The following is a 26,872-nucleotide window of genomic DNA, read 5'->3' on the forward strand; positions in this document are numbered from 1 at the left end:
ATCGCAGCGTCCGGCTGTGATCGCCGTCTCGACGGCAGGCCGGAAGGGCCTCCGCAAATCCGGAATGCCCGGTCAACCGCTAGCTTTTGGGCTACAAATACACACACGCCGCTTTGATGCGCCCGGTGTACGCCCCAGGGAGGGGATCGGTGATGAATTACGCTGCCCTGCCACCGGAGATCAACTCGTTGCGGATCTACACCGGGCCGGGTTCCGCTCCGATGCGCGCCGCGGCCGCCGCCTGGGGTGGACTCTCCGCCGAACTGCATTCGGCGGTCGCGTCGTACGAATCGGTGATAGCCGAACTGACGGCCCAGGCCTGGCTGGGGCCGGCCTCGGAGGCACTGACGCGGGCCGGCGCGCTGTACGTGGCCTGGATGAGCGCCACCGCGACCCAGATCGACCACACGACCGCACAGGCGAACGCGGCGGCGGCAGCCTATGAGGCCGCGCACAGTGCGACGGTGCCGCCGTCGGTGGTGGCGGCCAACAGAGCTCAGCTGATGCTGTTGATCGCTACCAATGTCTTGGGCACCAACACCGCGGCGATCGCGGCCAACGAGGCCGAATACGGCGAGATGTGGGCGCAGGATGCGGCTGCGATGTATGCCTACGCCGCGGGGTCGGCGGCCGCCACCGGGCTCGCGCCGTTCCAGAAGCCGCCGCAGACCAGCAATCCCGCCGGCCCGGCCAGTCAGGCCGCCTCGGTCGCGACCTCCGAGGCCAGCTCGTCGTCGTCGGAAGTCCAGTCCCTGCTGGGCCAGCTGGCCTCGGGGATCTTCGGGTCGCAGAACAACTCCCTGCTGCAGACGGCGGCCGCCACGCTGCCCGGGATAGCGCAGGGTCCCGAGGACCTGCTCACCTGGCCGAGCCTGTCCGACCTGCTGGGCGTGAGCGCGGTGTCGGGGGTGGGGCTGGTCATGGCGGCCGGCGCCTGGGCGGCGGGGGACGCCAGCACCCGGGAGATTCTGGCCGAGCAGGACCAGTTGCAGCGGGTGGAGTACGAGATCCTGCGCAACATCGACCTGTTCTCCCCGTTGACCCCGTCGCGGCCGATGGTGCCCGGGGCGTCAACGATGTCGGCGGCGATGGGCGAGGCGATCACCGCGGGCAACCTGTCGGTGCCGATCAACTGGGCAGCCAACGCGCCGGAGATTCGGAGCCTGTCCTACTCCAAACCGCTGGCCGGACCGGGCCTCGGCGGTGCGCCGGCGGCATCGCTGGGCGCGGCCGGCACCGCGTTCAGCCAGATGGCGCTGGCGGGCATGGGGGGCAGCGCCTTGGCCGGCTCGGTCAGCCGCGGCCGCGGGGGCGCTGATGCGGAATCGTCTGCGAGAGTGCAGATGCCGCAGCGTGCGGCGGCCGACGCGGTGGCTGATTCGCCGGCCGGCGACACCGAGGGCGCCCCCGGGCCGTCGATTATGGGTATCGCCGCCGAGATCCGCGAATTCGCCGAGCTGCGAGACCGTGGGTTGATCACCAACGACGAGTACAACGAACAGAAGATGCGCCTGTTGGGCCGGTGAGCGTGTTCCGTATTTGCGGCTGATTTTCCTCTCAAGTTCCGCCCTTGTGGATCCATGCCTCGATCGCTAAGCTCCGGCTACTCAGTAGTTGCTCAGGGGTGAGGTCGGGGGTCGGGAAATGGTCGATCGGGGCAGTAAGGGGCGTCTGGGCAGGAACCGCCATACCCTCGCGGGCGCCTGCCTGGCGCTGGTGGTGGCGCCCACGGCGCCCGCACACGCCGATTTCGACGACCTGTTCGGGTTCGATCAGCTCTTCGACGCAGCGGATCTGGCTGCCTCCGCGCCGCCCGGTCCGCTCGATGCCACTGAGGCGCTGGATCTTTCGCAGCTGGTGGGCAACGACATCTACACCTGGGCATCGGTGGTGGAGGTCGTCTTCGCCGGACTGTTCCAGAACCAGCTCTACGCGACCGTTCATGACCTCGGCGAGCTGTGGATTCAAGGACCAGGCGTGCTGTTGGATCCGATCATCAACCCGCTCTTCGCTTTTGACGGCGCGTGCGGCTTGATCTGCAATGGCGTCAACGGCACGGTGGATCACCCGGACGGTGGCGACGGCGGCTGGTTGTTCGGTGACGGTGGCAACGGTTACAACCCGGGCGCCTCCGAAGACACCGAACTCGGCGTCAGTGGTGGGGACGGCGGCGACGCGAAGATGCTCGGCAACGGCGGCTGGGGCGGCGACGGTGGAGCCAGTGCCGACGGCGGTGTCGGCGGGATCGGCGGCTGGCTGATGGGCAACGGCGGTGACGGCGGTTGGGGCGGTGATGGATTGGACAGCATCTCGGGTACCGCCGGCAACGGTGGCGCCGGCGGGCTCGGGGGCGACGCCATCTCGCTATTCGGCGCGGGCGGGCGTGGTGGTGACGGCGGTGACGGCGGTTGGGGCAACAACGGCGGTGACGGCGGTAACGGCGGCGCCGCGGGTGATGGCGGAAACGCGGTGGCCGGCTTCGGTGGCCCCGGCGGCTCCGGAGGCTACGGCGGCAACGGCGGCGACGGCACCGCCGAACATCCGAGCGGCGGTAACGGCGGCGACGGCGGGGCCTCTGGAAACGCCGGCAACCTGGTGTTCATGGGCAATGCGGGACCAGGCGGCTTCAGCGCTCCCGGCGGCAACGGAGGAGACGGCCTGGCCGGGTCTTCCGACGGCAACGGCGGCAACGGCGGCCGCGGCGGCGACAGTGGTTCCGGTGGCTACGGCGGCAACCCGAGCCACGCTCGCGCCGGCGGTGCCGGCGGCAACGGTGGCGCGGCCGGATCGGCCACCGCCATCGCAGGCAATGGCGGTGCCGGCGGCGATGGCGGTGACGGCATGCTCGGCCATCCCAACGGCGGTGAAGCAGGCGGAGGCGGCAAGGGCGGCACCGGTGGCGCCGGCGGCGCCGGAACGGCCGCTCACCCCGATGGCGGAGCCGGCGGTAAGGGCGGAAACGGTGGCAATGCCGGAGACGGAAACGCCGCGGCGGCCGGTGGCGACGGGGGCTCCGGGGGCGCCGGAGGGGCTGCGGTCGGGAGCGGATCGGTTGGGCCGGGTGGCCCGGGAGGCAGTGGCGGCGACGGGGGGCAAGGTGTCCCGGGTGGCGCGGGCGGCAAAGCTGGTAGTGGCGGCGCCGGCGATCCGAATGGTGCTGCCGGCCAACCGGGCAGTCCCGGTGACTCCTTCGGCTAGCCGATATTGGCCCTGGAGGACCGTGCGCGCCCGGACTCAGCTGAGCTGATCGCGTGCTTCGGGAGCCTCCCAGGTGTGTGGCAGCATCGGCATGCTGGGACCCGCGGCGCTCTCGGTCACGGTGATCAAACCGGTTGCCGCGGAATCGTTTCCATGGCGCATTGCTCCCGGTAATCCCATCTGTCCCGCGCCGTGTTGTGCGGCCAGAGCGGCTGCTGAGTCGAGGTACTCATAACGGTTGCCGGGATCGGTCAGGGCTTTGCGCTGCCGGCGGCGGCGGGGTTGGCTCGCGGGAGTGGTGCTGGTTGCCCCCGTCTCGGCCGCATGGCGGCGCTGAACCTGCGTGGGCGTGCTCGCGCGCGTTTTCATTCGCGCCCCGCTGGCCGGGCCGGCGCCCACGAGGTAGGGGACGAATGCTGCTGCCTCGGTGCCGGTGAACGGCGGCGGAAGTGGCGGGGCGCCACCGGTAACGGTGGCGGCCGGGGCCAGCGCCGGCGGGGCCATAGCCGGGGGAGCTGCCGGAGCGGGAGCCGGCGGGGCCGGCAGCGCCGGTGGCGCAGCGGTGGCCGCGGGCACCGGCTGTTGCGGGTTCAGGGCGGGCGGCGCCGGTGCGGTGGGGGCGTTGATGCCCGCCAGCCCGGCGGCTCCGACGAGGCCGACCAGCGGCGACGCGGGTGCGACCAAGCCGAGCATGGTCTCGGTCAGCGCCGTGACCGTCGGTGCCATCCCGAGCACGATCTCACCCGCGTAGTGCGGGGCGATCGTCATCAGCACCGGATCGCTGATCAGGCTGGTGAGGGGATTGTTGCTGGACAGGTCGGCCTGGATGGCCTCGTTGATCTCGGCGATGCGGGTGGTCCACCAGCTCTCCTGGTAGATATTGCCGAAGTCCTGGGTGGGCGCCTGGCCGGTCCGATGCTGGTGGTCGCGATGTTGCGGGGGGTTGGGATTGAGCACCGTCGGCGCGGTCGACGCTGCCGGAGACGACGCCACCGCGGCGCCGGCCACCACCTGATACGTGGACATCGTGGTGGCCGCCTGGATCCACATCCGGGTGTAGTCGGCCTCGTTGAGGGCGATCGGAATCGCGTTGATCCCAAAGAAGTTCGTCGCCACCAGCATGGTGTGCAGGGTGTGGTTGGCGGCCAGCTCGGCCAGTGTGGGCATGGCCGCCAGCGCGGAGGTGTAGGCGGTGGCGGCGGCCTGGTGCTGAGCCGCCAGCGTCATGCTGTCCGCGCCGGCTTTCGTCAGCCAGGATAGATACGGAACGTTCGCGGCCACATAGGATTCCGCACTCGGACCCTGCCATGATCCCGCCTGCACGGCCGAAAGCATGGCCGAAAGTTCCTGTGCCACTTCGGTGTATTCCGTGCTCAAGTCGGCCCACATCGCCGCTGCGGCCAGCAATGAGCCCGCGCCCGGGCCGCTACTCAGCAGGGCTGAGTGCACCTCGGGGGGTGATGCCATCCAGATGGGCTCGGTCATTGCCGCCTTTCACGGGGTGGTGAATAGACGAATCGTAAACCTCAAATCGTGACGTTTCCCTGGAAAGTTCCTCGGAATGCGGATTCAGAGTGTGGATTAGTCCGCAGTTATGGAACGCCATGTACCTCGGCGGGTTTATCGGGCGGCGGGACGCACCAGAAAGCCGCTCATGATCAGACTGCGGGCCAGCTCGATCTGTTGCGCGGCGGCCAGTCCGGGCAGCTCGCCGACCCGGAACGGCTCGGTGCCGTCGCAGACGAATCGCATCGCGGCCTCGTGGTCCGGTCGGGCGCTGACGATCAGCTGGGCGAACTGCAGGCCGACCCCGTCGGCCGTCGTGGTCACTCGGGCGTACAGCGGTTGCTGCTTGCGCACCCAGGTGTCGGTGTCGAGCCCGACGGTGTCGGCGACCTGTCCGACGACCGGACAGCGGGCACGCCGCAGCAGGAAATCCTGCATGGCGCCAAGGCCTTCCGTGAGGGAGTCGGAGGTTTCCACGGCGGACAGGCCGGCATGGATCAGTGCGCTCAGGCTTGCCCGCACGTGCGGGTCATCGAGGTGCCGTGCGGGCAATCGGGTGTGCACCACGTCGTCGCGCAGACTCAGCTGGTGCAGGGCGTGGGTCAGCAGCGTGAGCACCGTCGGGACGTGGATGCCGACGGTCAGGTGCACCGACGGTTCGCCTCCGGTCTCGGCGGAATGCACTCGGCCTCGCGGCAGGTAGAGGGTGTCCCCAGCGTCCAGGTGCAGACTCGTCGGCTCGGGAAGACCAGCCGGGTCAACCTCGTACAGCTGTTGCATCAGGTGTGGTGGCACCGGATCGTCGCCGTAGAGATACCAGGTCTTGCTGCCGTGGATCTGCAACACCAGCACGTCGTGGTGGTCGTAGTGCGGTAGGAAGCCGGTGGCGGCCGGCGGGGTGACGTAGGCGTTGACGTGGGTCGGAAAGTTCAGCTCGACCTCGACGCCGTGGGTCAGCGTCGACATCGTGCGCAGGTATTTCTCGATGTTGTTGCAGATGATCGTGTAGCCGCTGCCGGTCGCGGCGCGCACCCGCGCCACATCGAGGGTGCCGTCGGGCAGCGTGTACTGCTCGGGCTCCAGGTGATCGGCGCCGCGCACCAGGCGCACCGCGGACGGCTCGGTGACCAGTGCCGTGAGCAGCTGCTCGAGCGCCGACGGGCCGGCCAGCAGGCGGTCGAAGTAGTCGGTGCGGCCCCGGGCGATGTGGTGCGGGGCGGCTCCCCACAGCTCGTCGAGGAAGGTGTGCACCGTCACCGGCGCCAGCAGCCAGGCGAGCGGGGCTTCCGGGAGCTGCGGAACTTCGAAGCCCGACACCGGCCTCAAGCGCGGGTCAGCAACAAGGTGTGCGGCACCCCGGCGCGTCCGAGCAGCTGGCGCCACGGCGCTTTCAGCAGACCCACTGCGTCCTCGGTAGCCACCACCTGCGGGTTCGTGACAGCGAACGTCTTCCCGGCGACCTTGACCCGCCCGCCGTCGGCGGCCTGCAGATTCTTCACCCAGTCACGCTCGGTTCCGTACGGAAGCAGCACCGCGACGCCGTCGGTGGTGTGGAACATCGAGACCGGGGTGCGGTATGTCGCGCCGGAGCGCCGGCCGGTGTGCTCGACGATCGACCACAGCGGCACCCATCCGCAGATCGGGCGAAACAGCGGGTTCGTCACGACCCGGTTGAACCGAGCGCGTCTCTCAGAGAACTGCACCGCTAACCCTGCCTGGTGAGCAGCACCGCCTGCTCGAACGGCAGCCTGGCGAAGACCCTGCGGGTACGCGGGTTCACGTGCTCGGCTGCTTCGGCCTTGCTGACCACCCGCGGTTCGGTGACACCGATGGTCTTGCCATGCCGGCGCATCGTGCCACCGCCGGCGGCGGTGATGTTCTTCAGCCAGTCCCGGTCCGGGCCGTAGGTGAGCAGGATGGCCACGCCATCATTGGTGCTGAACACGGTCAGCGGGGTCCGATAGGGCTTGCCGGAGCGCCGTCCGACGTGCTCGAGGATCCCGAACGTCGGCGCCCAGCCTGCCCACATTCGCTGGATCGGGTTGGTGACATGCCGGTTGAACCGGGCCAGCCGCTGGGGTAGTTGCATGACTGCCATCCAACTCCGGCCGCCCACTCACTTCAACCCTCAACTACACCCTGTAGTCGAGTGATGTCGCGCGAGCTGGGACACTGGTCGCCGTGGGTAATGCGGATCGAGCCACGGCGGTATCGGAGCGGTTGTTCTCCGAGGCCTGCGCGGTGATCCCCGGCGGCGTCAACTCACCGGTCAGGGCTTTCGCGGCGGTGGGCGGCACCCCCCGTTTCATCGCCGAGGCGCAAGGCTGCTGGCTCACCGACGCCGACGGCAACCGCTATGTGGACCTGGTCTGCTCCTGGGGGCCGATGATCCTGGGCCACGCCCACCCCGCGGTGGTCGAAGCGGTCCGCGACGCCGTGGGGACCGGCCTGTCATTCGGGGCGCCGACCCGCGGTGAGACCGATCTGGTGACCGAGATCATCGCCCGGGTGCCGACCGTGGACAAGGTCCGGCTGGTCAACTCCGGCACCGAAGCCACCATGAGCGCGTTGCGGCTGGCACGCGGCTTCACCGGCCGAGCCAAGGTCATCAAGTTCTCCGGCTGCTATCACGGCCACGTGGACGCCTTGCTCGCCGACGCCGGCTCCGGGGTGGCCACCTTGGCGCTGCCGTCGTCGCCCGGGGTCACCGGCGCCACCGCGGCCGACACGATCGTGCTGCCCTACAACGACATCAACGCCGTCCGTAAGGCATTCGCCGAGTTCGGCGACCAGATCGCCGCCGTCATCACCGAGGCCAGCCCCGGCAACATGGGGGTGGTGCCGCCGGTTCCGGGCTTCAACGCCGAACTGCGCACGATCACCGCCGAGCACGGGGCGCTGCTGATCGTCGACGAGGTGATGACCGGTTTCCGGGTGAGCAGAAGCGGCTGGTGTGGAGAAGGTGGTATCGATCCCGTCCCTGCCGACCTGTTCACCTTCGGCAAGGTGATCAGCGGGGGGCTGCCGGCCGCGGCGTTCGGCGGCCGTGCCGAGGTGATGGACCGACTCGCGCCGCTGGGGCCGGTCTACCAAGCCGGCACGCTGTCGGGGAATCCGGTGGCCACCGCTGCCGGCCTGGCTACGCTGCGAGCCGCCGACGACGACGTCTACGCCGCACTGGACAAGAATGCCGACCGGCTGACCGCGATGCTGGCCGAAGCGCTGACCGAGGCCGGTGTGCCGCACCAGATTCCGCGAGCCGGAAACATGTTCAGCGTGTTCTTCGCCGACGAGCCCGTCACCGACTTCGCTGCCGCCCGCGCGAGTGCGACCTGGCGCTTCCCGGCGTTCTTCCACGCCCTGCTGGAGGCCGGGGTCTACCTGCCCTGCAGTGCCTTCGAGGCCTGGTTCGTCTCGGCCGCCCTCACCGACGAGGCTTTCGACCAGATCGCCGCGGCGCTACCTGCCGCGGCACGTGCCGCCGCCACCACCGGAGAGCCGAAAACCTGATGGCAGAAGAAACCCGCGTCCACTTGATCCGCCACGGCGAGGTCCACAACCCCGACGGCATTCTGTACGGCCGGCTGCCGGGATTCCGGCTCTCCGACACCGGTCGCGCGCAGGCGGTCGCCGCCGCCGACCTGCTGGCCGGCCGCGACATCGTCGCGGTGATCGCCTCGCCGCTACAGCGTGCCCAGGAGACCGCCGCCCCGATCGCCGCCCGGCACAACCTGCCCATCGACACCGACGAGAACCTGATCGAGTCGGCCAACTTTTTTGAGGGCAAGCGGGTTTCACCCGGGGACGGCGCCTGGCGCAAACCGCGGTTCTGGTGGCACCTGCGCAACCCGTTCACCCCGTCGTGGGGCGAGCCCTACGACCAGATCGCGGCCCGGATGGCCGCCGCGGTGAGCAAGGCCCGCGCGCGCGCCGCCGGCCGCGAGGTGGTGTGCGTCAGCCACCAGTTGCCGGTCTGGACTGCGCGCCAGCACCTCACCGGCAACCGGCTCTGGCACGACCCACGCCGGCGCGAATGCGGTGTGGGTTCGGTGACCACGTTGATCTACGACGGTGACCGTCTCGTCGACGTCGATTACCAGGTTCCGGCCGGCGGCTGACGATGCGGGCAGTGCTGATCGTCGGGGCAGTGCTGGCCGCGCTGATCTCGGGCTGCTCGGTCGGCGACGACGCCGTCACCCACGGCGGCACCTTCGAGTTCGTCTCGCCCGGCGGCAAGACCGACATCTTCTACGATCCCCCCGAGGCCCGCGGCCGGCCCGGCCCGATCTCCGGGCCCGACCTGATGGACCCGTCGCGCACCATCGGCGTCGACGACTTCGGTGGCAAGGTCGTCGTCGTCAACGTGTGGGGCCAGTGGTGCGGGCCCTGCCGTACCGAAATCAGCCAACTGCAAAAGGTTTACGACGACACCCGGGCCCAGGGTGTGGCGTTCTTGGGCATCGACGTCCGCGATCCCGAGCCGCAGGCCTCCCGCGACTTCATCGCCGACCGTCGGATCACCTATCCCTCGATCTACGACCCGGCGATGCGCACCATGATCGCGTTCGGCGGTCGCTATCCCTCGTCGGTGATCCCGGCAACCATGGTGCTCGATCGGCAGCATCGGGTCGCGGCGGTGTTCCTGCGCGAAGTACTGGCCGAAGACCTGCAGCCGGTTGTGCAGCGGCTGGCTGCCGAGGCGGCGTCGTGAGCGGCTTCACCGCCACCGCCACCACCGGTCCGCTGCTGTTGGCCGTCGCCGTCTCGACCTTGGCCGGACTGGTGTCGTTCGCCTCGCCGTGTGTGGTGCCGCTGGTGCCGGGCTATCTGTCCTACCTGGCAGCAGTGGTGGGTGTCGACGAACGGCCTGACCCCGACACCCGCAAACCCCCGCCCGGCGCGCGGTGGCGTGTCGCCGGGTCGGCGGCGCTGTTCGTTGCCGGGTTCACCGCGGTGTTCCTGCTGGGCTCGGTGGCCGTGCTGGGTATGACCACCACGTTGATCACCAACCAGGTACTGCTGCAACGGGTCGGCGGCGCGGTGACGATTCTGATGGGATTGGTGTTCATCGGGTTCGTTCCCGCACTGCAGCGCCAAGTCCGCTTCTCCCCCCAGCAGCTGTCCACCGTGCTCGGCGCACCGCTGCTGGGCGCGGTGTTCGCGCTGGGTTGGACGCCGTGCCTGGGACCGACCCTGACCGGGGTCATCGCAGTCGCCTCGACCACCGACGGTGCCGGGGTGGCCCGGGGCGTGGTGCTGGTGATCGCCTACTGCCTGGGCTTGGGCATTCCGTTCGTGGCGCTGGCCTTCGGGTCGGCCAGCGCGGTGGCCGGGCTGGGTTGGCTGCGCCGGCACACCCGGGCGATCCAGGTCCTGGGCGGGGTGTTGCTGATCGCGGTCGGGCTCGCTCTGGTGACCGGGGTGTGGGACCACTTCGTGGCCGCGATTCGCGACGGTCTGGTCTCTGATGTCAGGCTGCCGATCTGATGACCACCACCTCTCCACCGTCCCCACCACGAGCAGACGCGAAGGCCCCCACATCAGCGCGTTTGAGGGGGACGTTGCGTCTGCTCGCCGGCAAGGTCCGCAACACCTGGCGGGCGCTGACGTCGATGGGCACCGCGCTGGTGCTGCTGGTGCTGCTCGCATTGGCCGCCATTCCCGGGGCATTGCTGCCGCAACGCAGCCTCAACGCCGCCAAAGTCGACGAATACCTGGCGCTGCATCCGAAACTGGGTCCCTGGCTGAACCGGCTGGAGGCATTCGACGTCTTCTCCAGCTTCTGGTTCACCGCCATCTACGTGCTGCTGTGCGTGTCGCTGATCGGCTGCCTGACCCCGCGGACCTTTGAGCATCTGCGCAACCTGCGCGCCAGCCCGGTCGCCGCACCGCGCAACCTGTCTCGGCTGCCCAAACACGCCACGACGCAGCTGGCCGGTGACGTCGACGAGCTCGGTGCCCGGATGGCCGCAGAGTTGCGCGGCTGGCGTCGGATCATCCGTTCCTCGGACGGGCGCAGCGAGTCGCCACCGGAAGGCACCGCCGGGGGCATGGAGATCTCGGCGGAGAAGGGCTACCTGCGCGAATTCGGCAATCTGACCTTCCATTTCGCGCTGCTGGGGCTGCTGGCCGCCGTCGCCCTGGGCCGCATGTTCGGCTACGAGGGCAACGTGATGGTCATCGCCGACGGCGGACCCGGATTCTGCTCGGCGTCGCCGGCCGCGTTCGACTCGTTCCGGGCGGGCGCCACCGTCGACGGAACCAAGCTGCACCCGCTGTGCGTGCGGGTCAACGACTTCACCGCCGACTACCTGGCCTCCGGTCTGGCGACCTCTTTCACCGCGCATATCGACTACCAGGCCGGCGAGGACCTGCGCACCGATGAGTGGCGGCCCTACCTGCTGGAGGTCAACCATCCGCTGCGGGTCGGGGGCGTGCGGGCCTACCTGCAGGGCCACGGCTACGCCCCCACCTTCACCGTGATCTTCCCGGACGGCCAGACCCGCACCCAGACGGTGCAGTTCCGCCCGGACAACCCGCTGACCCTGCTGTCGTCGGGCGCGATCCGCATCGACCCGCCGGCCGGGGTCTATCCCGACGCCGCCGAGCGCCGCAAGCACCAGATCGGCATCCAGGGCCTGTTCGCTCCGACCGAACAGCTCGACGACCGGCTGCTCTCGTCGGCATTCCCCGCGATGAACGACCCCGCGGTGGCGATCGACGTCTATCGCGGCGATACCGGGCTCGACACCGGCCGGCCGCAGAGCCTGTTCACGCTGGATTCCCGGTTGATCGACCAGGGCCGGCTGACCAAGGTGGCCCGGTCCAACCTGAAGGCCGGTGAACAGATCCGCCTCGATGACGGCACGAGGGTGCGATTCGACGGTGCGGTGCCGTTTGTCAACATCCAGGTGTCGCACGACCCGGCTGAGATCTGGGTGCTGGTGTTCGCGATGACGATGATGGCGGGGCTGGTGGTGTCGCTGGTGGTGCGCCGCCGTCGGATCTGGATTCGGCTCACGCCAGCGGAGGCGGTGGGGCAGGCCGGTACGGTGAACGTCGAGCTCGGCGGGCTGGCCCGCACCGACAACTCCGGCTGGGGTGACGAGTTCGAGCGCTTGAGCACGAAGCTCTTCGGCAAGGAGACGTAGGTGAACACGAGTCATATCGACATCGGACTGGCGCGCTACTCCGACTGGGCTTTCACCTCGGCAATGATTGTGCTGGTCATCGCGCTGCTGCTGCTGGCCGTCGAGCTGGCCTCCGGCCGTGCCCGCAGCTCCGCCGAGGCCGAGCTGGTGTCGGCCGGCGGTGTGCGCGCCGACAGTGCCACCCCGGGGGTGGTGGCCCCGGTGCAGCGGCGCCCCCTGGGCGAGCGGGTGGGCCGCGCCGGCCTGGCGCTGGTCTATCTGGGCATCGCTCTGCTGCTGGCCTGCATCGTGTTCCGCGGCGCGGCCACGCTGCGCCCGCCGTGGGGCAACATGTATGAGTTCATCAACCTGACCTGCTTCTCGGGGCTGGCGGCTGCCGCCGTCGCGCTGCGCCGGCCACAGCACCGCAGTCTGTGGGTGTTCGTGCTGCTGCCGGTGCTGATCCTGCTGACGGTCTCCGGGCGCTGGCTCTACGCCACGGCAGCGCCGGTGATGCCCGCGCTGCAGTCCTACTGGCTGCCGATCCACGTATCGGTGGTCAGCATCGGCTCGGGGGTGTTCTTGGTGGCCGGAGTGGCCAGCATCCTGTTTCTGATCCGCTCGTCGCACCTGAGTGACCCCGACGCCCCGGGGGCCCTGGCGCGTATGGTGCGCCGGCTGCCCGATGCGCAGACCCTGGACCGCATCGCCTACCGCACGACGATCTTCGCTTTCCCGGTGTTCGGTTTCGGTGTGATCTTCGGCGCGATCTGGGCCGAGGGAGCATGGGGCCGCTACTGGGGCTGGGACCCCAAAGAGACGGTGTCGTTCATCGCCTGGGTCGTCTACGCCGCCTATCTCCATGCCAGGTCGACGGCCGGGTGGCGTGACTACAAGGCGGCGTGGATCAACGTGGTGGGGTTCGCGGCGATGATTTTCAATCTGTTTTTCGTCAACTTGGTGACCGTCGGTCTGCACTCGTATGCCGGAGTCGGCTAATCCAGCTGACAGATTCCTTTATGACAGCTGCGCTACCCTGCGGTTACCGACGTCCATTGACGTCCTAACCAGTGTGACAGGGGAGATAGAAGTGTCCGACCATGCACCCGGTGATGTCACTGCGAGCCATGACGTGACGGATCATCCGACCACCCAGTTCCGGCCGCTCCAGCACGTCAGCGAGGCGGCTGATGGCCCCGCGGATGCTGCGGCGTCCGGGGCCTCCGGGTCGTTCAACCAGCGGCCCGGAGGCGAGGAGACCCGCTCCTTCGGAGGTTTCCGCACCGAGCGCCGGTTCTCCGAACCGGTCGACCCGTGGCCGCCGGCGCCCGCGGAAACCTCGTCTGCGCAGCAGTCGTGGAACCCGGGCACATCGACCACCTGGGTTCCGCAGCCGATGGAGAACCCGGCGCCGGTCTACTTCGGCGGCAACGCCGGCGGTGGTGCCGGGCAGCCGCCGTATCGCGCCACCGAGCCCATCGCCCCGTTCTCGGACCTGTCCACCACCTCGTTGTTGCGACAGGTCAAGCCGCCACCGACGTCGGGCTGGCGCCGCCTGCTCTACGTGCTGTCCGGCCAGCTGATCAACGTCGGCGAGAGCCCGCGGACCATCCGCTTCAACGACTTGGTGGTCCAGGTGAACCGGCCGCTGCAGGGCTGCCACCGGATCGCGGTGCTGTCGCTGAAGGGCGGGGTCGGCAAGACCACCATCACCGCGACCCTGGGGGCCACATTCGCCTCGATCCGAGGTGACCGGGTGGTCGCCGTGGACGCCAACCCCGACCGCGGCACGCTGAACCAGAAGGTGCCGATGGAGACCTCGGCGACGGTGCGGCACCTGCTGCGCGACGCTGACGGCATCCAGCGCTACAGCGATGTCCGCAGCTACACCAACCAGGGCCCCAGTCGCTTGGAGGTGCTCGCCTCCGACAGCGACCCGGCGGTCTCGGAGGCGTTCAGCGCCGAGGACTACGCCAGCACACTGCAGGTGTTGGAGCGGTTCTACAGCCTGGTCCTCACCGACTGCGGCACCGGTCTGATGCACTCCGCCATGTCGGCGGTGCTCGCCAAGGCCGACACCATGATCGTGGTGAGTTCGGGCTCAGTTGATGGCGCCCGCAGCGCCTCGGCGACGCTGGACTGGCTCGACGCGCACGGTCATGAAGACCTGGTGCGCAACTCGATCGCGGTGATCAACGCGGTGCGGCCACGCTCGGGCAAGGTCGACATGCAGAAGGTGGTCGATCACTTTTCCCGGCGCTGCCGCGCCGTGCGGTTGGTGCCGTTCGACCCGCACCTGGAAGAAGGCGCGGAGATCGATCTGATGCGGCTGAAGCGAGAGACCCGCGAGGCGCTCGTCGAGCTGGCTGCGGTGGTTGCCGAGGCGTTCCCCGGCGACGATCGGTTCAACCAGCACTTCGTCTAGATCGGGGGCTGACTCGAAGGTGGGGCAGCTTAGGGCTGGTTGTCGCCGTGGCTGATCCGCCAGAGGAAATCCGGATCGTCGTCCGGCCCGATCACGCGCGTCTTCGGCCGCGCGCGGCTGGCGCGCAGACCGAGGTAGATCAGGGTCCCTAGGGTCAGGACGAGGAGCAGGTAGAGCACTCGCGACACCTCCTGGCGCCGAATATACCGTTAGTGCCGTTCGCGCCGGTCCGTCCCGCCAGTAGGCTTGATGACCGTGGCGACAGGTCGGGCCCCCGTGGGTCGTGCGGTAGTCGATGTGGCGGTGTACACGGCGGCGCGGCTCGCGCTGGTGGTCGCGCTGACGGCGGCGATCTACGGAGTGGGCCGGCTGCTCGGGCTCAGCGATTTTCCGCCGATCATCGCGGCGATGCTCGCGCTGATCGTCGCGCTGCCGTTGGGGATGTGGCTCTTCACGCCGCTGCGTAAGCGCGCGACCGAGAGCTTGACCGTGGCCGGCGAACGTCGCCGCCGGGAACGGGAGCAATTGCAGGCGCGGCTGCGCGGGGAGTAACCGCCGCCCTCAGCGCAGCGTCAGCGCCAAGGCCTCCGCGATCGACCACACCAGCATGGTCAGCCCGGTGTCGCGCAGCACCGGAATCAACGCGGCCCCGCTCTGCCCGGAGCGCACGGGGGTCAGCGCCCGCAGCGCCAGCGGCGTGGCGATGAACCCGACCGCGCACCACGGGGTGGCCCGCATCAGGGCCAGCGTCATCAGACCGGTCAACGTCAGCAGCAGCGCGTAGAGGATCCGCGTGCTTCCGTCGCCCAGCCGGACCGCGAGGGTGATCTTGCCGGCCGGTTTGTCGGTGGCGATGTCGCGCAGATTGTTGGCCACCAGCACCGCCGACGACAGGGCGCCGACGCCCACCGCCAGCGCGCCGCCGACCCAATCCACCCGCAGGGCCTGGGTGTACTGGGTGCCCAGCACCGCGACCAGGCCGAAGAACACGAACACCGCGATCTCGCCGAAGCCGGCGTAGCCGTACGGCCGCGACCCGCCGGTGTACAGCCAGGCCCCGGCGATGCAGGCCGCGCCCACCACCAGCAGCCACGGCGCGCTGACCAGGGCCAGGGCCAAACCCGCGAGCGCTCCGACCGACAGGGCGGCGAGCGCGGCCGTCAGCACCGCGCGCGGGCTCGCCAGCCCGGCGCCCACCAGACGCAGCGGGCCGGTGCGGTCGTCGTCGGTGCCGCGGATGCCGTCGGAGTAGTCGTTGGCGTAGTTGACCCCGATGATCAGCGCCAATGCGACGGTCAGCGCCAGCAGCGCCTTCCACCACACCGCGGCGCCCAGCCATGCTGCCGCGCCGGTTCCGGCGATCACCGGAGCGATCGCGTTGGGCAGGGTGCGGGGACGAGCACCCTCGATCCACTGTGCGAAGCTGGCCTTTGCAGACATGGGCACGATCCTTGCATGCGGGAGGAGCAGAACTTGCTCGGCGTGATCGGCGGTAGCGGTTTCTACTCGTTCTTCGGCGGGGACGCGCGTCGCATCAGTTGCGACACCCCCTACGGGGCGCCCAGTGCGGAGATCACCATCGGTGCCGTCGGCGGGCACGAAGTGGCCTTTCTGCCGCGGCACGGGGCCGCCCACGAGTATTCGGCCCACACGGTGCCCTATCGGGCGAACATGTGGGCGTTGCGGACGCTGGGAGTGCGGCGGATCCTTGCGCCGTGCGCGGTCGGCAGCCTGACGCCGGAACTGCCCCCAGGTTCGGTGGTGGTGCCCGATCAGCTGGTCGATCGCACCTGGGGCCGCGCCGACACCTACTTCGACGACGGCGGTGTGCACGTCGAGTTCGCCGACCCGTACTGCCCGACGCTGCGGACCGCGGTCACCGGCCTGCCCGACGTGGTCGACGGCGCGACGATGGTGGTGATTCAGGGGCCGCGATTCTCCACTCGCGCCGAAAGCCAATGGTTCGCCGCAGCCGGATTCCGGCTGATCAACATGACCGGATATCCCGAGTCGGTTTTGGCTCGTGAACTGGAAATGTGTTATGCCGCAGTAGCTTTAGTCACCGATTTGGATGCAGGTGTCGACGTCGGCAGTGGCGTGAAGGCTGTCGATGTATTCGCGGAGTTCCAGAAGAACATCGAGCCATTCAAAAGGCTGGTGCACCAAGCCATCGAGCAGATGGGCCAAGAGCGGACCTGCACGCACTGCTTGGCGCACGAAGGCATTCAGTTGCCCTTCGAGCTGCCCTGAATCGGCGGGGCGCGCTCAGAGACGGGCGGCCGCGTACTCGGCGCCCTGCTCGGTCATCCCGTTGACGCCGTACGACGCGTGCGCGAAAGGCGGTCCGCCGGCCGGGGCGCCGTTGCAGATGGTGTCGCCGTCGGCGCAGAGCTCCATGGTCTTGTTGGCATATAGCGGTCCGATCCGCACCGGTGGCGCGCCGTTTGGTGCGAGAAACTCCGCCGAGGGCGTGCCGAACAAGACAACTGCGGCAACGTGGTTGGCCACCGACGGCGGCATCGGCTCGGGAATGTACGCGAGGTAGTCGGCGGGGACTTCCTTGGGGATCTCGGCCGATGTGGTGTAGCCGGCCAGCGCCGCACCTTGCGAGAAGCCGCCCAGCACGATTCGGGTGTTGGGGCAGTTCGCCGCGGTGCTCTCGACGTGGGTGGCGGCATCTCGGATGCCGTCGACGACGGTGCGGGCGAAGTCGACACCGCCGCCGAAATCGCTGCTGGCGGCGTAGTTGACCGGATACACCTCGAAGGAACGCTCACCCACCTTGGCATGCAGTGCATCGACAAACGATTGACCGATGCCACCGACGCCGGGGGGTTCGCCGGTGCCGCGGGCGAACACCACCTGCACGTCGGGGCAGGGTTGCGCCGCGACGGACGGGACGCCTGGGGCCAGCAGTGTGGCACCGCCCATCGCCAGCGCCGCACCCAGGTGCCGGGTAGTGCGCCGTGCCTTCGTTACAACCAGTGTGGTGCTGTGCATCGTGACCTTCATTCGTATCGTTCATCCACGTTCAGGAGCAGAAACGCAGTTTCGGCTACCCGTCGGCGGCGTCCGATAAACGCTGTGATGCCGTGCTTGGCCGCACGAAGGCCTTCAGTTGACTTTCGGGCTGTCCTGAACCGTTTCGCCGTTCGCGGCCGAATCGTCGCTTCCCCGATAGATCTTCGGTCCACCCGCGGGTGCGACAGTGGCTGAGTCCGCTGACCGGAAGATGCGCGGTGTGCCGGGCTCGCCGGGTTTGGGGCGGTCGTCGGCCGGCACCGGCAGACGTCCGACGACGATCGCCACCACCAGGCCGCACAACGCCAGGCCGCACAAAACCACGTCGAACGTGCTGGTGATCTGCTGCGCGAGTCCGTTGCCATACACCGGATTCGCCCACGCGCTGGCGCGCTGGGCTTCCGCGACCCGCGGAGCCAGGCCGACGCCCACCACGACGCGGGCGATCGTGAACCCGAACAGGACGGCGCTCGCCGACCAGACGGCCGCCGCCGGAAGGAAGCGATTGCCCATGGTGAGCCGTAGCCAGAGCGCGATGACCGCAGTCACCACATCGAAGGACGCCATCGCAGCGCTGTCGTACGGCGAATACGGCAGGTCCAGACCGACCGCGACGCTGAGATCGATGATGCGCATGAGGGCCGACCCGAGGCTCCAGATCGCGATCAGCAACAACGTGTTCCGGGTGGCGCCCAGCCACGTCGTCGCGGACGCGTCGCGCGCGGCCGCCACCGCGAACAGTGCCGCGGCGGCCACCCACACCAAGTAGCCCTCGAAGCCGACCCCAGCGGTGGACGTATTCTGCGCGATCCCGTGAAAGCCGTCGATGGCGCGGCCGACCGGCAGCACCCATACCAGGGTTCCGGCGATCAGAGTGGCCCCGCCGAGCAACACGACAGCGAGCTGGGATGCCTTGTCGCGCCGCAGAACCCACCTCGAGGCTAGGACTACGGTAGCCCACGCCACCGCTCCGTACACCAGGGCGGTCGCAATGATCGCGACCTGCTGCCGGCCGAAGCCGGTCGTGGAATCGGCGTCCGGCAGGGCGTAGCGCACCCGCCAATACAGGTTGAACAGCACGCTCAACGTGGCGCCGACGATCGATGCGTAGCCGAGCGCGCGAACCGTGCGCCACCACAGCCGCACCGGCCCGGCGAGCACCGGCTGCGCGGCGAGCAACGCACCTGCGGCGCCCAGCAACGCGCCCGGCCCGACGCCACCGGGCGGCTGCGGGCTTCCGCCGTAGCGGATGGTCTGCACCACGTCGGCGGCCACCACCCCGAGCAGCAACACCAGATACGGTGCGCTGAGCAACAGCCGCAGCCTTCCCGCGACGGCGGGATGGTTGACCCGCAAGATCCCCCAGGGACCGACGTAGGTCGCGGCGATCGCCGTCAGCGCGAGCACGGTGGCCACCGCCAGCGCGACGAACAGTCCGGGCTCGCTGCCCGGAACGCCGGCGCCGAAGTACAGGCTCCACGGCAACGCCGGCGCCGCGAGCAGCAGTGCCGCAGCGGTCGCATCGCGGCCGATATTCCAGCTCCTGGTCGACTCGGCGATCACCTGCTCACCATAACCGCGGGAGGGGCATGCGCCATTGAACTGCGAAGATCGGTCCGCTCGCCGGTCGATCCGCGCGGCTAAACTGGCTAATCGAGTGGCCGCGAAAGGAGACGCGCAATGGATGTCGCGCTCGGAGTCTCGGTTACCGGCGCGCTCGCCCGCTTGGCGCTCGTCGAATCGGATGCCTATGGCGATGCTGTGCTCGACGAGTCGATGCTCGATCTGACGCGCAATCCGGTCGAAACGCTGATCGAGACCGTGACCGGAACCCACCGCATGCTGGCCGAAGAGGGCCACCGGCTAGCTGCTACCCGACTGTGCTGGTCGGATTCGGAGTTGATGGCAGAGGTTCGCCGCGGCCTCGAGGATGCGGGCGTTGAGAACGTTTCCGAGCAGCCTCAGGCGCGCTCGGCAGTGGCGTTGGCGCGCAACGCCTCGGGTGAGGACGGCGAGACGACGTGGCTGCCTGCTCCGGCGGCCGACGCGACCATGGCTGCGCCGGCGCTGCCGGACGCCGGTGCCCCGGACGGAACGGCCACGGTGCTGGCCCCCGCGGCCGAGGGCGAGCAGCCGGAACAGCAGCTGGCGTACTCGATGACTGACGATGACTCCGAACTGTTGCCGGTGGAGTACGCCGAGGGCGACTACGAAGGTTATGAAGGCTACGACGCCGAATACGGCTCCGAAGATGGGGGAGACGACGGCGAATCCGACGAGCGGGCGGCGCCGCCGCCGGTGGGGCGCGCACTGCTGATTGGCAGTTCGGTCGGCGGGATTCTGGTGGCCGGGTGCGCGGCGTTGGCCGTCGCCGTGACAATAGGCATTCGTCCCACGGCCGCCTCCACGCCCTCGCAGCCTCCGGTGGTGGCGCAGCCGCCGCAGGCCCAGCCGGTGCCCGGTAACTTCATGCCGGTGTTGCCGGCCCCGAAGCCGGTGCGGTTGCCCGTTCTGCAGTCCCCGGCCCCGAATCCTGTTGTAGCCCCGTCAAACCCGGCTCCGGCCGTCGTTGCCCCCGCGCCGGTAGTGCCCGCCCTTCCGGCTGCGCCCGCCCCCGCACCGCCCGCGGTGATTCCGTTCCCGATACCGATACCGATCATCACCGGACCCGTCGGTGGTGGCGGCGGCTGGCTGCCCGGATCGGGCGGCAGTGGCAGCGGTGGCAGCGGGTCCGGTAGCGATCAGGGCGGCGGCAGTCATTCCGGCGGCGATGCCGGTTCGGGCGGCACTGGTTCGGGTAGCAACGGTGCCGGCGGTAATGGCTCCGGTGGCACCGGCACAGGCGGCAGCGGTTCGGGGGGCACTGGTTCGGATGGCGCTGGTTCGGATGGCGCTGGTTCCGGCGATAACGGTTCCGGCAGTGGACATCCCGGCGGCAACGAGCCGGGTACCGGCCATTCCGGCGGTACCGGTGCGGGTGACGGTAGTACGGGAGGTTCCGGCAGCAACCCGGGCGGATCGGGCGGTGGTTCGGGTAGCTCCGGCGAGACCGGTTCGGGTGGTCAGTCCGGCGGGTCCGGTGGAACCTCGGGCGGCTCCGATGAGAGCGGTTCGGGCGGTACCGGAGCGGGAAGTGATTCGGGCGGAACCAGTTCGGGAGGATCCGGCGGCGACGCGGGTGGCTCCGGGGGTGCCGGCTCGGGCGCGTCGGGGTCGGGCAGCGGCAGTTCGGGCGGCTCTGGCAGCAGTGCAGGTGGTGATGGCGGCGGCGCCGGGGGCGCGTCGTCTGGTTCCGGCAGCAGCTCTGGCGGTTCTGCCGGTAGTTCCGGTGGCGGCAGCAGCTCTGGCGGTTCTGCCGGTAGTTCCGGTGGCGGTTCCAGCTCGTCGGGTTCGAGTGGTGACTCCGGGGGCAGTTCCGGAGGCGGCGGTAGTGGCGGATCGAGCGGTGGCTCCAGCGGTGGCTCCGGTGGTTCGGGCGGTGGCTCCGGCGGCGGGTCCGGTGGTTCGGGCGGCGGAGGCGACTGAGTCTCGGTGCGGCGGGTCTTCGTTGCGGCGCATCGAGCGTCCGCATCGACGCCGTGGACCGGTGGTCTAAGCGGGTGCGGTGCCGCCAGAAGAAAACTGTTGCGCCAGTGCTTTTCGGTCCAGCTTGCCGATTCCGCGGCGGGGGAGCGCAGTAACGACATGCAGTTCGCGCGGCGCCGCCGTGATGTCCAGTGTCTCCGCGACGTGGGCGCGTAACGCCTCCAGTGTCGGTGGCGTCGCGCCCGCCACCACGATCGCGGCGGCGACGCGCTGCCCCAGCCGGTCGTCGTCGATCCCGAAAACGGCGCACTCGGCCACTGCGGGATGCGTCGACAACACCGCCTCCACCGGACCGGGCAGAACGGTCAATCCACCGGTGCTGATCGCGTCGTCGGCCCGGCCGAGCACGGTCAGGCGGCCTGCTGAATCAAGGGCACCAAGGTCATTGGTCGTGAACCAGCCCGGCTCGGCGAATGGGTCCGGTTCGACGGGGTCGCGATAACCCTGCGCGAGAATCGGGCCGGCGATCGCGATCCGTCCATCGTCTCCGATGCGTAACCGGACGCCCGACAACGGCAGCCCGTCATAGACACAACCGCCGGCGGTCTCACTCATGCCGTAGGTGCGCACCACCGTCACGCCGGCGGCCGTCGCCGCGTCCAGGATCGGTTGCGGTGCAGGACCTCCACCCAACAACACCGCATCCAGTTCGGCCAGTGCGGCCGCGGCCGCGGGGACCGCCAGCGCCTTGGCCAACTGGGTGGCGACCAGCGAGGTATAGCGCCGCCCGGAACCGAGCGCCGCCACCGCTGCGGGAAGCTGCGCGACGTCGAATCCCTCGGTGACGTCGAGCTGCACGGGTGTCGTGCCGGCCACCAAACTTCGTACCAGCACTTGGATTCCGGCGATGTGGTGTGCAGGCAACGCCAGTAGCCAGCTGCCCGGGCCGCCCAACCGGTCGTGCGTGGCCGTGGCGCTGGCCGCCAGCGCCGCACCGGTCAACAGAGCGCCTTTGGGCAAGCCGGTGGTTCCCGACGTCGCCACCACCAGTGCGATATCACCGTGGATGGGATCGCCCACCCGCAGCGCGGTCAGGGCCGACGGATCGGTGTCGGGGCCTACCGGTGTGAACGCGGCGTGGCGACCTTCCAGAACACCCTGCAAGACGGGCAGCAGCGTCGCGACGGCATCACCGCGTGGGATGGCCAGCGCACGCAGGCGTGCTATGGGTTCCCTCCGTTGGTGGGAGCGTCGTCGAGCAGCCAGCCCTTTGCCGCCAACCGTTCTCGCACTCTTTCGACATCCTCCGGAGCGGGCAGTTCGTTGGTCAAGCGGGCGATCAGCACTCCGATGTCGACGCGGTCGAACTCGCCGCGGCCGATCAATTCCCGGGCAACGTCTTTGACCTCGTCGTTGGTCAGCCGCCGCGACAGCAGCGCCAACAGCGGAACGTAGTCGTTTTGCGGCACGCCATCGGGGTACCCGGCGCGCAGCCAGGCGACGATCGAGGTAAGAAATTTGTTCATACTGCGTCAACTTCCCCGCGCCGACACCGGAAGGAACATGTCAGCTGCAATATTACGTCTAATCAACGCCTAACACCTCGTCCCAGTTGCCCCAGTCATCGCACTGCCAGCCGGATGCGTGCTCGATGAAATCGCGGGCGATGAACAGCACGCCGGTGCCGACCAGCAGGCCGAAGACCAGGATCTTGCCGGTGGCCGCGTAGTCGAACCAGGTGCTCACGGCGTTCACGCACGGTCCCCCTCCGCGCGGATCTCGCGAGACGGGCCAGAGGTAGTGGGTTGCGGTGCAATCACTTCGAGGCCATCGGTCATATGTGCACCCCACTCGGCGGTGACATTGGTGTGGTCGACCGGGACTTTGCGGGACTGCAGCCAGATGAGTGCGGAGACGCCCACCAGCAGCGTCACTCCGGTGATCGTGCCGGGGTAGCCGCCGATGCGATGGATCAAGTGGTAGGTGCCCGCGCCGATGGCCCCGGCCAGCGGCAGGGTGATCACCCACGCGGTCGCCATCCGGCGCGCGACTCCCCAGCGCACGGTGGCGCCGGGCTTCCCCAGGCCCGAACCCAGCACGGATCCCGTCACCACCTGGGTGGTCGACAGCGAGTAGCCGAAGTGGCTGGACAGCAAAATGATGGCCGCCGAGGATGATTCGGCGGCCATGCCCTGGGGGGATTCGATTTCGACGAGCCCCTTGCCCAGGGTGCGGATGACTCGCCATCCACCGAAATAGGTGCCGGCGGCCATTGCCACCGCACACGACACGATCACCCACAGCGGCGGCGTGACGTCGGTCTTGTAGGCCGCGCCGTAGGAGATCAGCGCGAGGAAGATCACGCCCATGGTCTTCTGGGCATCGTTGGTGCCGTGCGCCAGCGACATCAGGGCAGCAGAGAACACTTGACCCCGCCGGAAGTCGCGCAGGGCGCGCCCACGGGAGACTCCCCGCGTCAGCCGGTAGACCAGCCAGGTTCCGACGGTGGCGACCAGGGTGGCGGCGAGCACGGCGATCACCGTCGGCACCAGCACCTTCGATACCACCCCGGGCCACCGCACCCCGGCGGTGCCGGCCGCGGCCAGCATGGCCCCCACCACGCCGCCGATCAGGGCGTGCGAGGAACTCGACGGGATACCGAACAACCAGGTCGCCAGGTTCCAGATGATGCCGCCGACCAAACCGGCGAACATGACCTCCAGCGTCACCAGGTTGGTGACCACCAGGTCCTTGGCCACCGTGGCCGCCACCTGGGTCGACATGAACGCCCCGACAAGGTTGAGCGTGGCGCAGAGCGTTACCGCGGTCTTCGGCTTGAGCGCACCGCTGGCGATCCCGGTGGCGACAGCGTTGCCGGTGTCATGGAAGCCGTTGGTGAAGTCGAAAGCCAGGGCGGTGATCACGACCGTGATCAACAGGAACAGCTCCAAGGTCACCGTGCGGATTTTTGCAGTCGCACGCCTGGCTTGTCGAACCGGGTCAGGGGCGCTTGGCCCCGAGCAAGTACCAGCCCAGGTGGTGACCGAGGAAGTCGCGGGCGATGAAGAGCACGCCGAGGACCGCCACGGCCAGCACCAGCAGGAAGATCGCCCAGCTCACGGCGAGCAGCAATGGTCGGCGCTCGCTCGCGGCACCGCCGGGGACCGCGGAGACACCGCTGCTACCGGCCACGTTGACTCGGACCCCTACCGCGAACAGCGCCGGCAACAACCCACCCACCAGCAGCCCGAAAACCAGGATCTTGCACGTTGCTGCGAGGTTGAACCACTGGCTCATGATCGGATGACCTCACGCGAGTTGGGGCCGTCAGTGTCGACGAGGGTCAACTTGGCGCCGTCATGGCCGGTCCCGAAGGCCGATCGGAGGGCGTTCTCGACTTCGCGGCCCGCTTCGTCGGGTTGCACGCCGGGTGCGTCGAGACCGCCGGTGAGGGTGCCGTCCCAGTCGGCGTTGACGTTGTTGTGGTCGATGCGGGCCCGGCGTGACCGCAGCCAGATCGCCAGGACCGTGGTGATCAGCAGCACCACACCGATGGTGATGCCGGGGTAGCCGCCGATCCCGTGGACCAGGCCGTATGCGCCCGAACCGACCCCACCGGCCATCGGCAGCGTCACCAGCCAAGCGGCCACCATCCGTCCGGCGACACTCCAGCGCACCTGCGCGCCCGGCTTGCCGACGCCGCTGCCCAGCACCGACCCGGTGGCGACCTGGGTGGTCGACAGTGAGTAACCGAAGTGGCTGGAGAGGAGGATGACCGCGGCTGCGGAGGACTCGGCGGCCATGCCCTGCGGCGACTTGATTTCGACGAGGCCCTTGCCCAGGGTGCGGATGATCCGCCAGCCGCCGGTGTAGGTGCCGGCCGCCATGGCCAGCGCGCAGCTGACGATCACCCAAAGGGGCGGCAGTGTGGCCGAGGTGCTCACCGCGCCGTAGGACATCAGCGCGAGGAAGATCACCCCCATGGTCTTCTGAGCGTCGTTGGTGCCGTGGGCCAGCGACACCAGCGCGGCCGAGCCGATCTGGCCGTGCCGGAACACCTTCTCCGACCGCTTCTCGTCGACGCCCCGGGTGATGCGGTAGACCAGCCAGGTGCCGACCGAGGCGATGACGGTGGCGATCACGGTGGCCAGGATCGCGGGGACCAGCACCTTGGAGACCACCCCTTGCCAGATCACCCCGTGCCCGCCGACCGCTGCGATCATCGCTCCGACAATGCCCCCGATCAGGGCGTGTGAAGAGCTCGACGGGATTCCGAGCAGCCAGGTCAGCAGGTTCCACACGATGCCGCCGACCAGGCCGGCGAAGACGATCTCGAGGGTGACCAGGTGAGCATCGACCAGGCCTTTGGCGATCGTTGCGGCCACGGCGGTCGACAGGAAGGCGCCGATCAGGTTCAGGCACGCCGACAGCGTGACCGCTGCTTTGGGCTTGAGCGCTCCGCTGGCGATCGAGGTGGCCATCGCGTTGCCGGTGTCATGGAATCCGTTGGTGAAGTCGAAGGCCAAAGCCGTGATCACCACGATGATCAAAAGGAACAGATCAAGGCTCACGAGAGCATCACGGCACTGATTCTGCGGCCTCGATGGGGCCGTTGTCTAACCATGGCCCCCGCGAAACGCCGGTGTATGTCGAGACGTATCGCATTGTTTCCCCGTCGTTAACCTCAAGGCTTGCGGGGGCTGTCCTGGCGGGTATCCCGGCGCAGCGGATGGTCTTCGGGAATCTCCACGAAGATCAACGTCAGGCCGTCGGGATCGGTGACGTGCATCTCACGCAGCCCCCACGGTTCCCGCAGCGCTTCCCGGGTGATGGGGACCCCGCGGCTCTGCAGTTCGGCTTGGGTCGCGGCGACGTCGCGGACCTGCAGCCACAGCGCCCCGGGGAAGTGCGCGCCGGACTGGTCGGGGTTACCGTGCCCGGCGAGTTCGATCAGCGACTGGCCGGCGTAAAAGACCATTCCGGCGCCGTAGTCGCGGGCGATCGCCAATCCGATCTCGTCGCGGTAGAACCGCAGTGAGCGTTGATAGTCGGTGGGCCGGAGCAACACCCGGCTGGCCAGAATCTCCATCAGTCTTCGACCGGCTCGATCCGGTTCCGCTTGACCAGGGCGGTGGCCCAGCCCGCGTTGAGGTTGTCCAGAGCGCGGAACGCCAGCGCCAGCCGCGGCGCGATGCGGATCGGGCGATATCTGGCCGCGTCGATCATCCACGCGCCGGCCTCCTGCGCGGTGAGCCCCGGCTTGCCCTGGAACGCCGCGGTGGGCGCGATCATCGGGGTCTTCACCAGCGGGTAGTACAGCGTGGTGGACTGCACGCCGTCGCGGGCCCACTCGCTGTCGATGACCCGGCTCACGGCACTCAGCGCGGACTTGGAGCCGTTGTAGACGCCGAACAGCGGCGAGGAGTCGGTGAACACGCCCCAGGTGGCGACGTTGATGATGTGGCCGTCGCCGCGCTCGCGCATGGCGGGGGCGAACCCGCGAATCAGCCGCAGGGGCGAGTAGTAGTTGAGCTGCATGGTCCGCTCGACGTCGTGCCAGCGGTCGAGCGATTCGGCCAGCGGTCGGCGGATCGACCGGCCGGCGTTGTTGACCAGGATGTCCACTCCGCCGAACTGTTCGTCGACGTCCTTGACCAGGGCATCGATCGCGGTCAGGTCCGACAGGTCGCACGCGATCGCGTGCGCGGTGCCACCGGCGGCGGTGATCCGCTGAACCAGTGCGTCGAGGTTCTCCTGGCGGCGGGCCACCGCGATCACGGTGGCGCCCGCTGCTCCGAACTGTTCGGCGCCGGCCTCGCCGATACCCGAGGATGCGCCGGTCACCAGCACCCGCTTGCCGGCGAGGTCGACGGGCTTGGCGCCGGGCCGGTGCATCAGCTGCGCGGCGACCGGGGGGCGCATGGTCGCGAGCGTGATCTGGTCGGACAGTCGGCGCAGCGGGCTTCGGCTCATGGTTAGCCAGTCTATGCGGGGGTTCTTTGCGTGCCGAGGCTGTAGTTACCGTCGGCGCCACTCGCACTTCTTCGCGCCAACCGCAGGCTCGAGG

At 69.0% G+C, this 26,872-nt stretch carries 28 protein-coding genes; 12 read left to right on the forward strand and 16 right to left on the reverse strand.

From position 1 onward, the window contains the following. The first annotated feature begins 152 nt into the window (after positions 1-152). Together N416_RS0113160 and N416_RS24265 are read left to right on the forward strand one after the other, a co-directional pair. Entirely contained in the window at positions 153-1,526 is a 1,374-nt protein-coding gene (locus N416_RS0113160; RefSeq protein WP_024442572.1) for a PPE domain-containing protein, read from the forward strand. A 118-nt stretch (positions 1,527-1,644) separates the two neighbouring features. Continuing rightward, a complete protein-coding gene (locus tag N416_RS24265) occupies positions 1,645-3,198 on the forward strand; it encodes a PGRS repeat-containing protein (RefSeq protein ID WP_024442573.1) in 1,554 nt (517 codons plus the stop codon). Positions 3,199-3,234: 36 nt separating this feature from the next. Here the strand turns inward: N416_RS24265 and N416_RS0113170 are convergent, their stop codons facing one another. The 4 genes from N416_RS0113170 to N416_RS0113185 all read right to left on the reverse strand — a co-directional run bounded on the left by N416_RS0113170 (position 3,235) and on the right by N416_RS0113185 (position 6,793). Then, complete coding sequence (locus N416_RS0113170; protein WP_024442574.1) at positions 3,235-4,683, reverse strand: PPE family protein; 1,449 nt, start codon at positions 4,681-4,683, stop codon at positions 3,235-3,237. 135 nt (positions 4,684-4,818) lie between these two features. After that, the gene (locus N416_RS0113175) at positions 4,819-6,021 is read right to left on the reverse strand and encodes a JmjC domain-containing protein (protein WP_024442575.1); all 1,203 of its coding nucleotides are present in this window, start codon (positions 6,019-6,021) and stop codon (positions 4,819-4,821) included. Between the two features lie 5 nt (positions 6,022-6,026). Beyond that, on the reverse strand, positions 6,027-6,407 hold the full coding sequence (locus N416_RS0113180; protein WP_024442576.1) for a nitroreductase family deazaflavin-dependent oxidoreductase: 381 nt from the start codon (positions 6,405-6,407) through the stop codon (positions 6,027-6,029). Between the two features lie 2 nt (positions 6,408-6,409). After that, positions 6,410-6,793 carry a nitroreductase family deazaflavin-dependent oxidoreductase gene (locus tag N416_RS0113185; RefSeq protein WP_024442577.1) on the reverse strand — a complete coding sequence of 128 codons (384 nt, stop codon included), beginning with the start codon at positions 6,791-6,793 and terminating at the stop codon, positions 6,410-6,412. A 92-nt stretch (positions 6,794-6,885) separates the two neighbouring features. Between N416_RS0113185 and hemL the strand changes: the two genes are divergently transcribed. The 7 genes from hemL (at position 6,886) to N416_RS0113220 (ending at position 14,259) form a co-directional block, all read left to right on the forward strand. After that, positions 6,886-8,214, forward strand: coding sequence for a glutamate-1-semialdehyde 2,1-aminomutase (gene hemL, locus N416_RS0113190; protein ID WP_024442578.1), 1,329 nt, complete (start codon positions 6,886-6,888; stop codon positions 8,212-8,214). Then, positions 8,214-8,822: a histidine phosphatase family protein gene (locus N416_RS0113195; RefSeq protein ID WP_024442579.1), complete on the forward strand. Its 609-nt coding sequence runs from the start codon at positions 8,214-8,216 to the stop codon at positions 8,820-8,822. The genes hemL and N416_RS0113195 overlap by 1 nt, the downstream gene beginning before the upstream one ends. Positions 8,823-8,824: 2 nt before the next feature. Then, the gene (locus N416_RS0113200; protein ID WP_024442580.1) at positions 8,825-9,415 is read left to right on the forward strand and encodes a TlpA disulfide reductase family protein; all 591 of its coding nucleotides are present in this window, start codon (positions 8,825-8,827) and stop codon (positions 9,413-9,415) included. Next, a complete protein-coding gene (locus tag N416_RS0113205) occupies positions 9,412-10,191 on the forward strand; it encodes a cytochrome c biogenesis CcdA family protein (protein ID WP_024442581.1) in 780 nt (259 codons plus the stop codon). Before N416_RS0113200 ends, N416_RS0113205 begins: the two co-directional genes overlap by 4 nt. Positions 10,192-10,316: 125 nt before the next feature. Further along, a complete protein-coding gene (locus N416_RS0113210) occupies positions 10,317-11,855 on the forward strand; it encodes a cytochrome c biogenesis protein ResB (RefSeq protein ID WP_051190261.1) in 1,539 nt (512 codons plus the stop codon). Beyond that, positions 11,856-12,833, forward strand: coding sequence for a c-type cytochrome biogenesis protein CcsB (gene ccsB / locus N416_RS0113215; RefSeq protein WP_024442583.1), 978 nt, complete (start codon positions 11,856-11,858; stop codon positions 12,831-12,833). A gap of 85 nt (positions 12,834-12,918) precedes the next feature. Then, positions 12,919-14,259, forward strand: a complete 1,341-nt coding sequence (locus tag N416_RS0113220; RefSeq protein WP_081654563.1) for a MinD/ParA family protein — start codon at positions 12,919-12,921, stop codon at positions 14,257-14,259. Between the two features lie 29 nt (positions 14,260-14,288). Here N416_RS0113220 and N416_RS23265 read toward each other — a convergent pair whose 3' ends face one another. Then, the gene (locus tag N416_RS23265) at positions 14,289-14,438 is read right to left on the reverse strand and encodes a hypothetical protein (protein ID WP_125078879.1); all 150 of its coding nucleotides are present in this window, start codon (positions 14,436-14,438) and stop codon (positions 14,289-14,291) included. Positions 14,439-14,508: 70 nt separating this feature from the next. On the opposite strand from N416_RS23265, the gene N416_RS0113230 reads away from it, so the two are divergent. Next, positions 14,509-14,811, forward strand: coding sequence for a DUF4229 domain-containing protein (locus N416_RS0113230; RefSeq protein WP_036457923.1), 303 nt, complete (start codon positions 14,509-14,511; stop codon positions 14,809-14,811). Positions 14,812-14,820: 9 nt separating this feature from the next. On the opposite strand, the gene N416_RS0113235 is transcribed toward N416_RS0113230, so the two are convergent. After that, entirely contained in the window at positions 14,821-15,699 is an 879-nt protein-coding gene (locus N416_RS0113235) for a 1,4-dihydroxy-2-naphthoate polyprenyltransferase (protein ID WP_024442586.1), read from the reverse strand. Positions 15,700-15,714: 15 nt separating this feature from the next. On the opposite strand from N416_RS0113235, the gene N416_RS0113240 reads away from it, so the two are divergent. Beyond that, entirely contained in the window at positions 15,715-16,509 is a 795-nt protein-coding gene (locus N416_RS0113240) for an S-methyl-5'-thioadenosine phosphorylase (RefSeq protein WP_155943369.1), read from the forward strand. Positions 16,510-16,524: 15 nt separating this feature from the next. On the opposite strand, the gene N416_RS0113245 is transcribed toward N416_RS0113240, so the two are convergent. After that, positions 16,525-17,259 carry a cutinase family protein gene (locus tag N416_RS0113245; RefSeq protein WP_036457950.1) on the reverse strand — a complete coding sequence of 245 codons (735 nt, stop codon included), beginning with the start codon at positions 17,257-17,259 and terminating at the stop codon, positions 16,525-16,527. A 114-nt stretch (positions 17,260-17,373) separates the two neighbouring features. Further along, entirely contained in the window at positions 17,374-18,843 is a 1,470-nt protein-coding gene (locus N416_RS0113250) for a hypothetical protein (protein ID WP_024442589.1), read from the reverse strand. Positions 18,844-18,960: 117 nt separating this feature from the next. Here N416_RS0113250 and N416_RS22165 point away from each other — a divergent pair, with 117 nt between their 5' ends. Continuing rightward, positions 18,961-20,805, forward strand: coding sequence for a hypothetical protein (locus N416_RS22165; protein ID WP_024442590.1), 1,845 nt, complete (start codon positions 18,961-18,963; stop codon positions 20,803-20,805). Between the two features lie 66 nt (positions 20,806-20,871). Here N416_RS22165 and menE read toward each other — a convergent pair whose 3' ends face one another. The 8 genes from menE to N416_RS0113295 form a co-directional block, all read right to left on the reverse strand. Continuing rightward, entirely contained in the window at positions 20,872-21,957 is a 1,086-nt protein-coding gene (gene menE / locus N416_RS0113260) for an o-succinylbenzoate--CoA ligase (protein ID WP_051190263.1), read from the reverse strand. Between the two features lie 71 nt (positions 21,958-22,028). Beyond that, on the reverse strand, positions 22,029-22,331 hold the full coding sequence (locus tag N416_RS21635; protein ID WP_036457956.1) for a DUF3349 domain-containing protein: 303 nt from the start codon (positions 22,329-22,331) through the stop codon (positions 22,029-22,031). A gap of 58 nt (positions 22,332-22,389) precedes the next feature. Continuing rightward, complete coding sequence (locus N416_RS23270; protein ID WP_155943370.1) at positions 22,390-22,560, reverse strand: hypothetical protein; 171 nt, start codon at positions 22,558-22,560, stop codon at positions 22,390-22,392. Beyond that, positions 22,557-23,762: an inorganic phosphate transporter gene (locus N416_RS0113275; RefSeq protein ID WP_024442592.1), complete on the reverse strand. Its 1,206-nt coding sequence runs from the start codon at positions 23,760-23,762 to the stop codon at positions 22,557-22,559. The genes N416_RS23270 and N416_RS0113275 overlap by 4 nt, the downstream gene beginning before the upstream one ends. Positions 23,763-23,805: 43 nt before the next feature. Then, entirely contained in the window at positions 23,806-24,102 is a 297-nt protein-coding gene (locus tag N416_RS0113280) for a hypothetical protein (protein ID WP_024442593.1), read from the reverse strand. Continuing rightward, positions 24,099-25,376 carry an inorganic phosphate transporter gene (locus N416_RS0113285; RefSeq protein WP_024442594.1) on the reverse strand — a complete coding sequence of 426 codons (1,278 nt, stop codon included), beginning with the start codon at positions 25,374-25,376 and terminating at the stop codon, positions 24,099-24,101. Before N416_RS0113285 ends, N416_RS0113280 begins: the two co-directional genes overlap by 4 nt. A 113-nt stretch (positions 25,377-25,489) precedes the next feature. Further along, a complete protein-coding gene (locus tag N416_RS0113290) occupies positions 25,490-25,894 on the reverse strand; it encodes a VOC family protein (RefSeq protein WP_024442595.1) in 405 nt (134 codons plus the stop codon). Continuing rightward, positions 25,894-26,778 carry an SDR family oxidoreductase gene (locus tag N416_RS0113295; RefSeq protein WP_024442596.1) on the reverse strand — a complete coding sequence of 295 codons (885 nt, stop codon included), beginning with the start codon at positions 26,776-26,778 and terminating at the stop codon, positions 25,894-25,896. The genes N416_RS0113290 and N416_RS0113295 overlap by 1 nt, the downstream gene beginning before the upstream one ends. Positions 26,779-26,872 lie beyond the last annotated feature (94 nt).

The sequence above is a fragment of the Mycobacterium sp. UM_WGJ genome (assembly GCF_000455125.1).
Taxonomy (GTDB): Bacteria; Actinomycetota; Actinomycetes; order Mycobacteriales; family Mycobacteriaceae; genus Mycobacterium.

Excerpts from the sequence above, each read along its gene's own strand:
- N416_RS0113195 (WP_024442579.1), top strand. The coding sequence starts at position 8,214 with ATGGCAGAAGAAACCCGCGTCCACTTGATCCGCCACGGCGAGGTCCAC.
- N416_RS21635 (WP_036457956.1), bottom strand. The coding sequence starts at position 22,331 with ATGAACAAATTTCTTACCTCGATCGTCGCCTGGCTGCGCGCCGGGTAC.
- N416_RS22165 (WP_024442590.1), top strand. The coding sequence starts at position 18,961 with ATGGATGTCGCGCTCGGAGTCTCGGTTACCGGCGCGCTCGCCCGCTTG.
- N416_RS0113290 (WP_024442595.1), bottom strand. The coding sequence starts at position 25,894 with ATGGAGATTCTGGCCAGCCGGGTGTTGCTCCGGCCCACCGACTATCAA.
- N416_RS0113240 (WP_155943369.1), top strand. The coding sequence starts at position 15,715 with ATGCGGGAGGAGCAGAACTTGCTCGGCGTGATCGGCGGTAGCGGTTTC.
- N416_RS0113200 (WP_024442580.1), top strand. The coding sequence starts at position 8,825 with ATGCGGGCAGTGCTGATCGTCGGGGCAGTGCTGGCCGCGCTGATCTCG.
- N416_RS0113160 (WP_024442572.1), top strand. The coding sequence starts at position 153 with ATGAATTACGCTGCCCTGCCACCGGAGATCAACTCGTTGCGGATCTAC.
- N416_RS24265 (WP_024442573.1), top strand. The coding sequence starts at position 1,645 with ATGGTCGATCGGGGCAGTAAGGGGCGTCTGGGCAGGAACCGCCATACC.
- N416_RS0113235 (WP_024442586.1), bottom strand. The coding sequence starts at position 15,699 with ATGTCTGCAAAGGCCAGCTTCGCACAGTGGATCGAGGGTGCTCGTCCC.
- N416_RS0113280 (WP_024442593.1), bottom strand. The coding sequence starts at position 24,102 with ATGAGCCAGTGGTTCAACCTCGCAGCAACGTGCAAGATCCTGGTTTTC.
- N416_RS0113230 (WP_036457923.1), top strand. The coding sequence starts at position 14,509 with ATGACCGTGGCGACAGGTCGGGCCCCCGTGGGTCGTGCGGTAGTCGAT.
- N416_RS0113245 (WP_036457950.1), bottom strand. The coding sequence starts at position 17,259 with ATGCACAGCACCACACTGGTTGTAACGAAGGCACGGCGCACTACCCGG.
- N416_RS0113185 (WP_024442577.1), bottom strand. The coding sequence starts at position 6,793 with ATGCAACTACCCCAGCGGCTGGCCCGGTTCAACCGGCATGTCACCAAC.
- N416_RS0113210 (WP_051190261.1), top strand. The coding sequence starts at position 10,317 with ATGGGCACCGCGCTGGTGCTGCTGGTGCTGCTCGCATTGGCCGCCATT.
- N416_RS0113295 (WP_024442596.1), bottom strand. The coding sequence starts at position 26,778 with ATGAGCCGAAGCCCGCTGCGCCGACTGTCCGACCAGATCACGCTCGCG.
- N416_RS0113170 (WP_024442574.1), bottom strand. The coding sequence starts at position 4,683 with ATGACCGAGCCCATCTGGATGGCATCACCCCCCGAGGTGCACTCAGCC.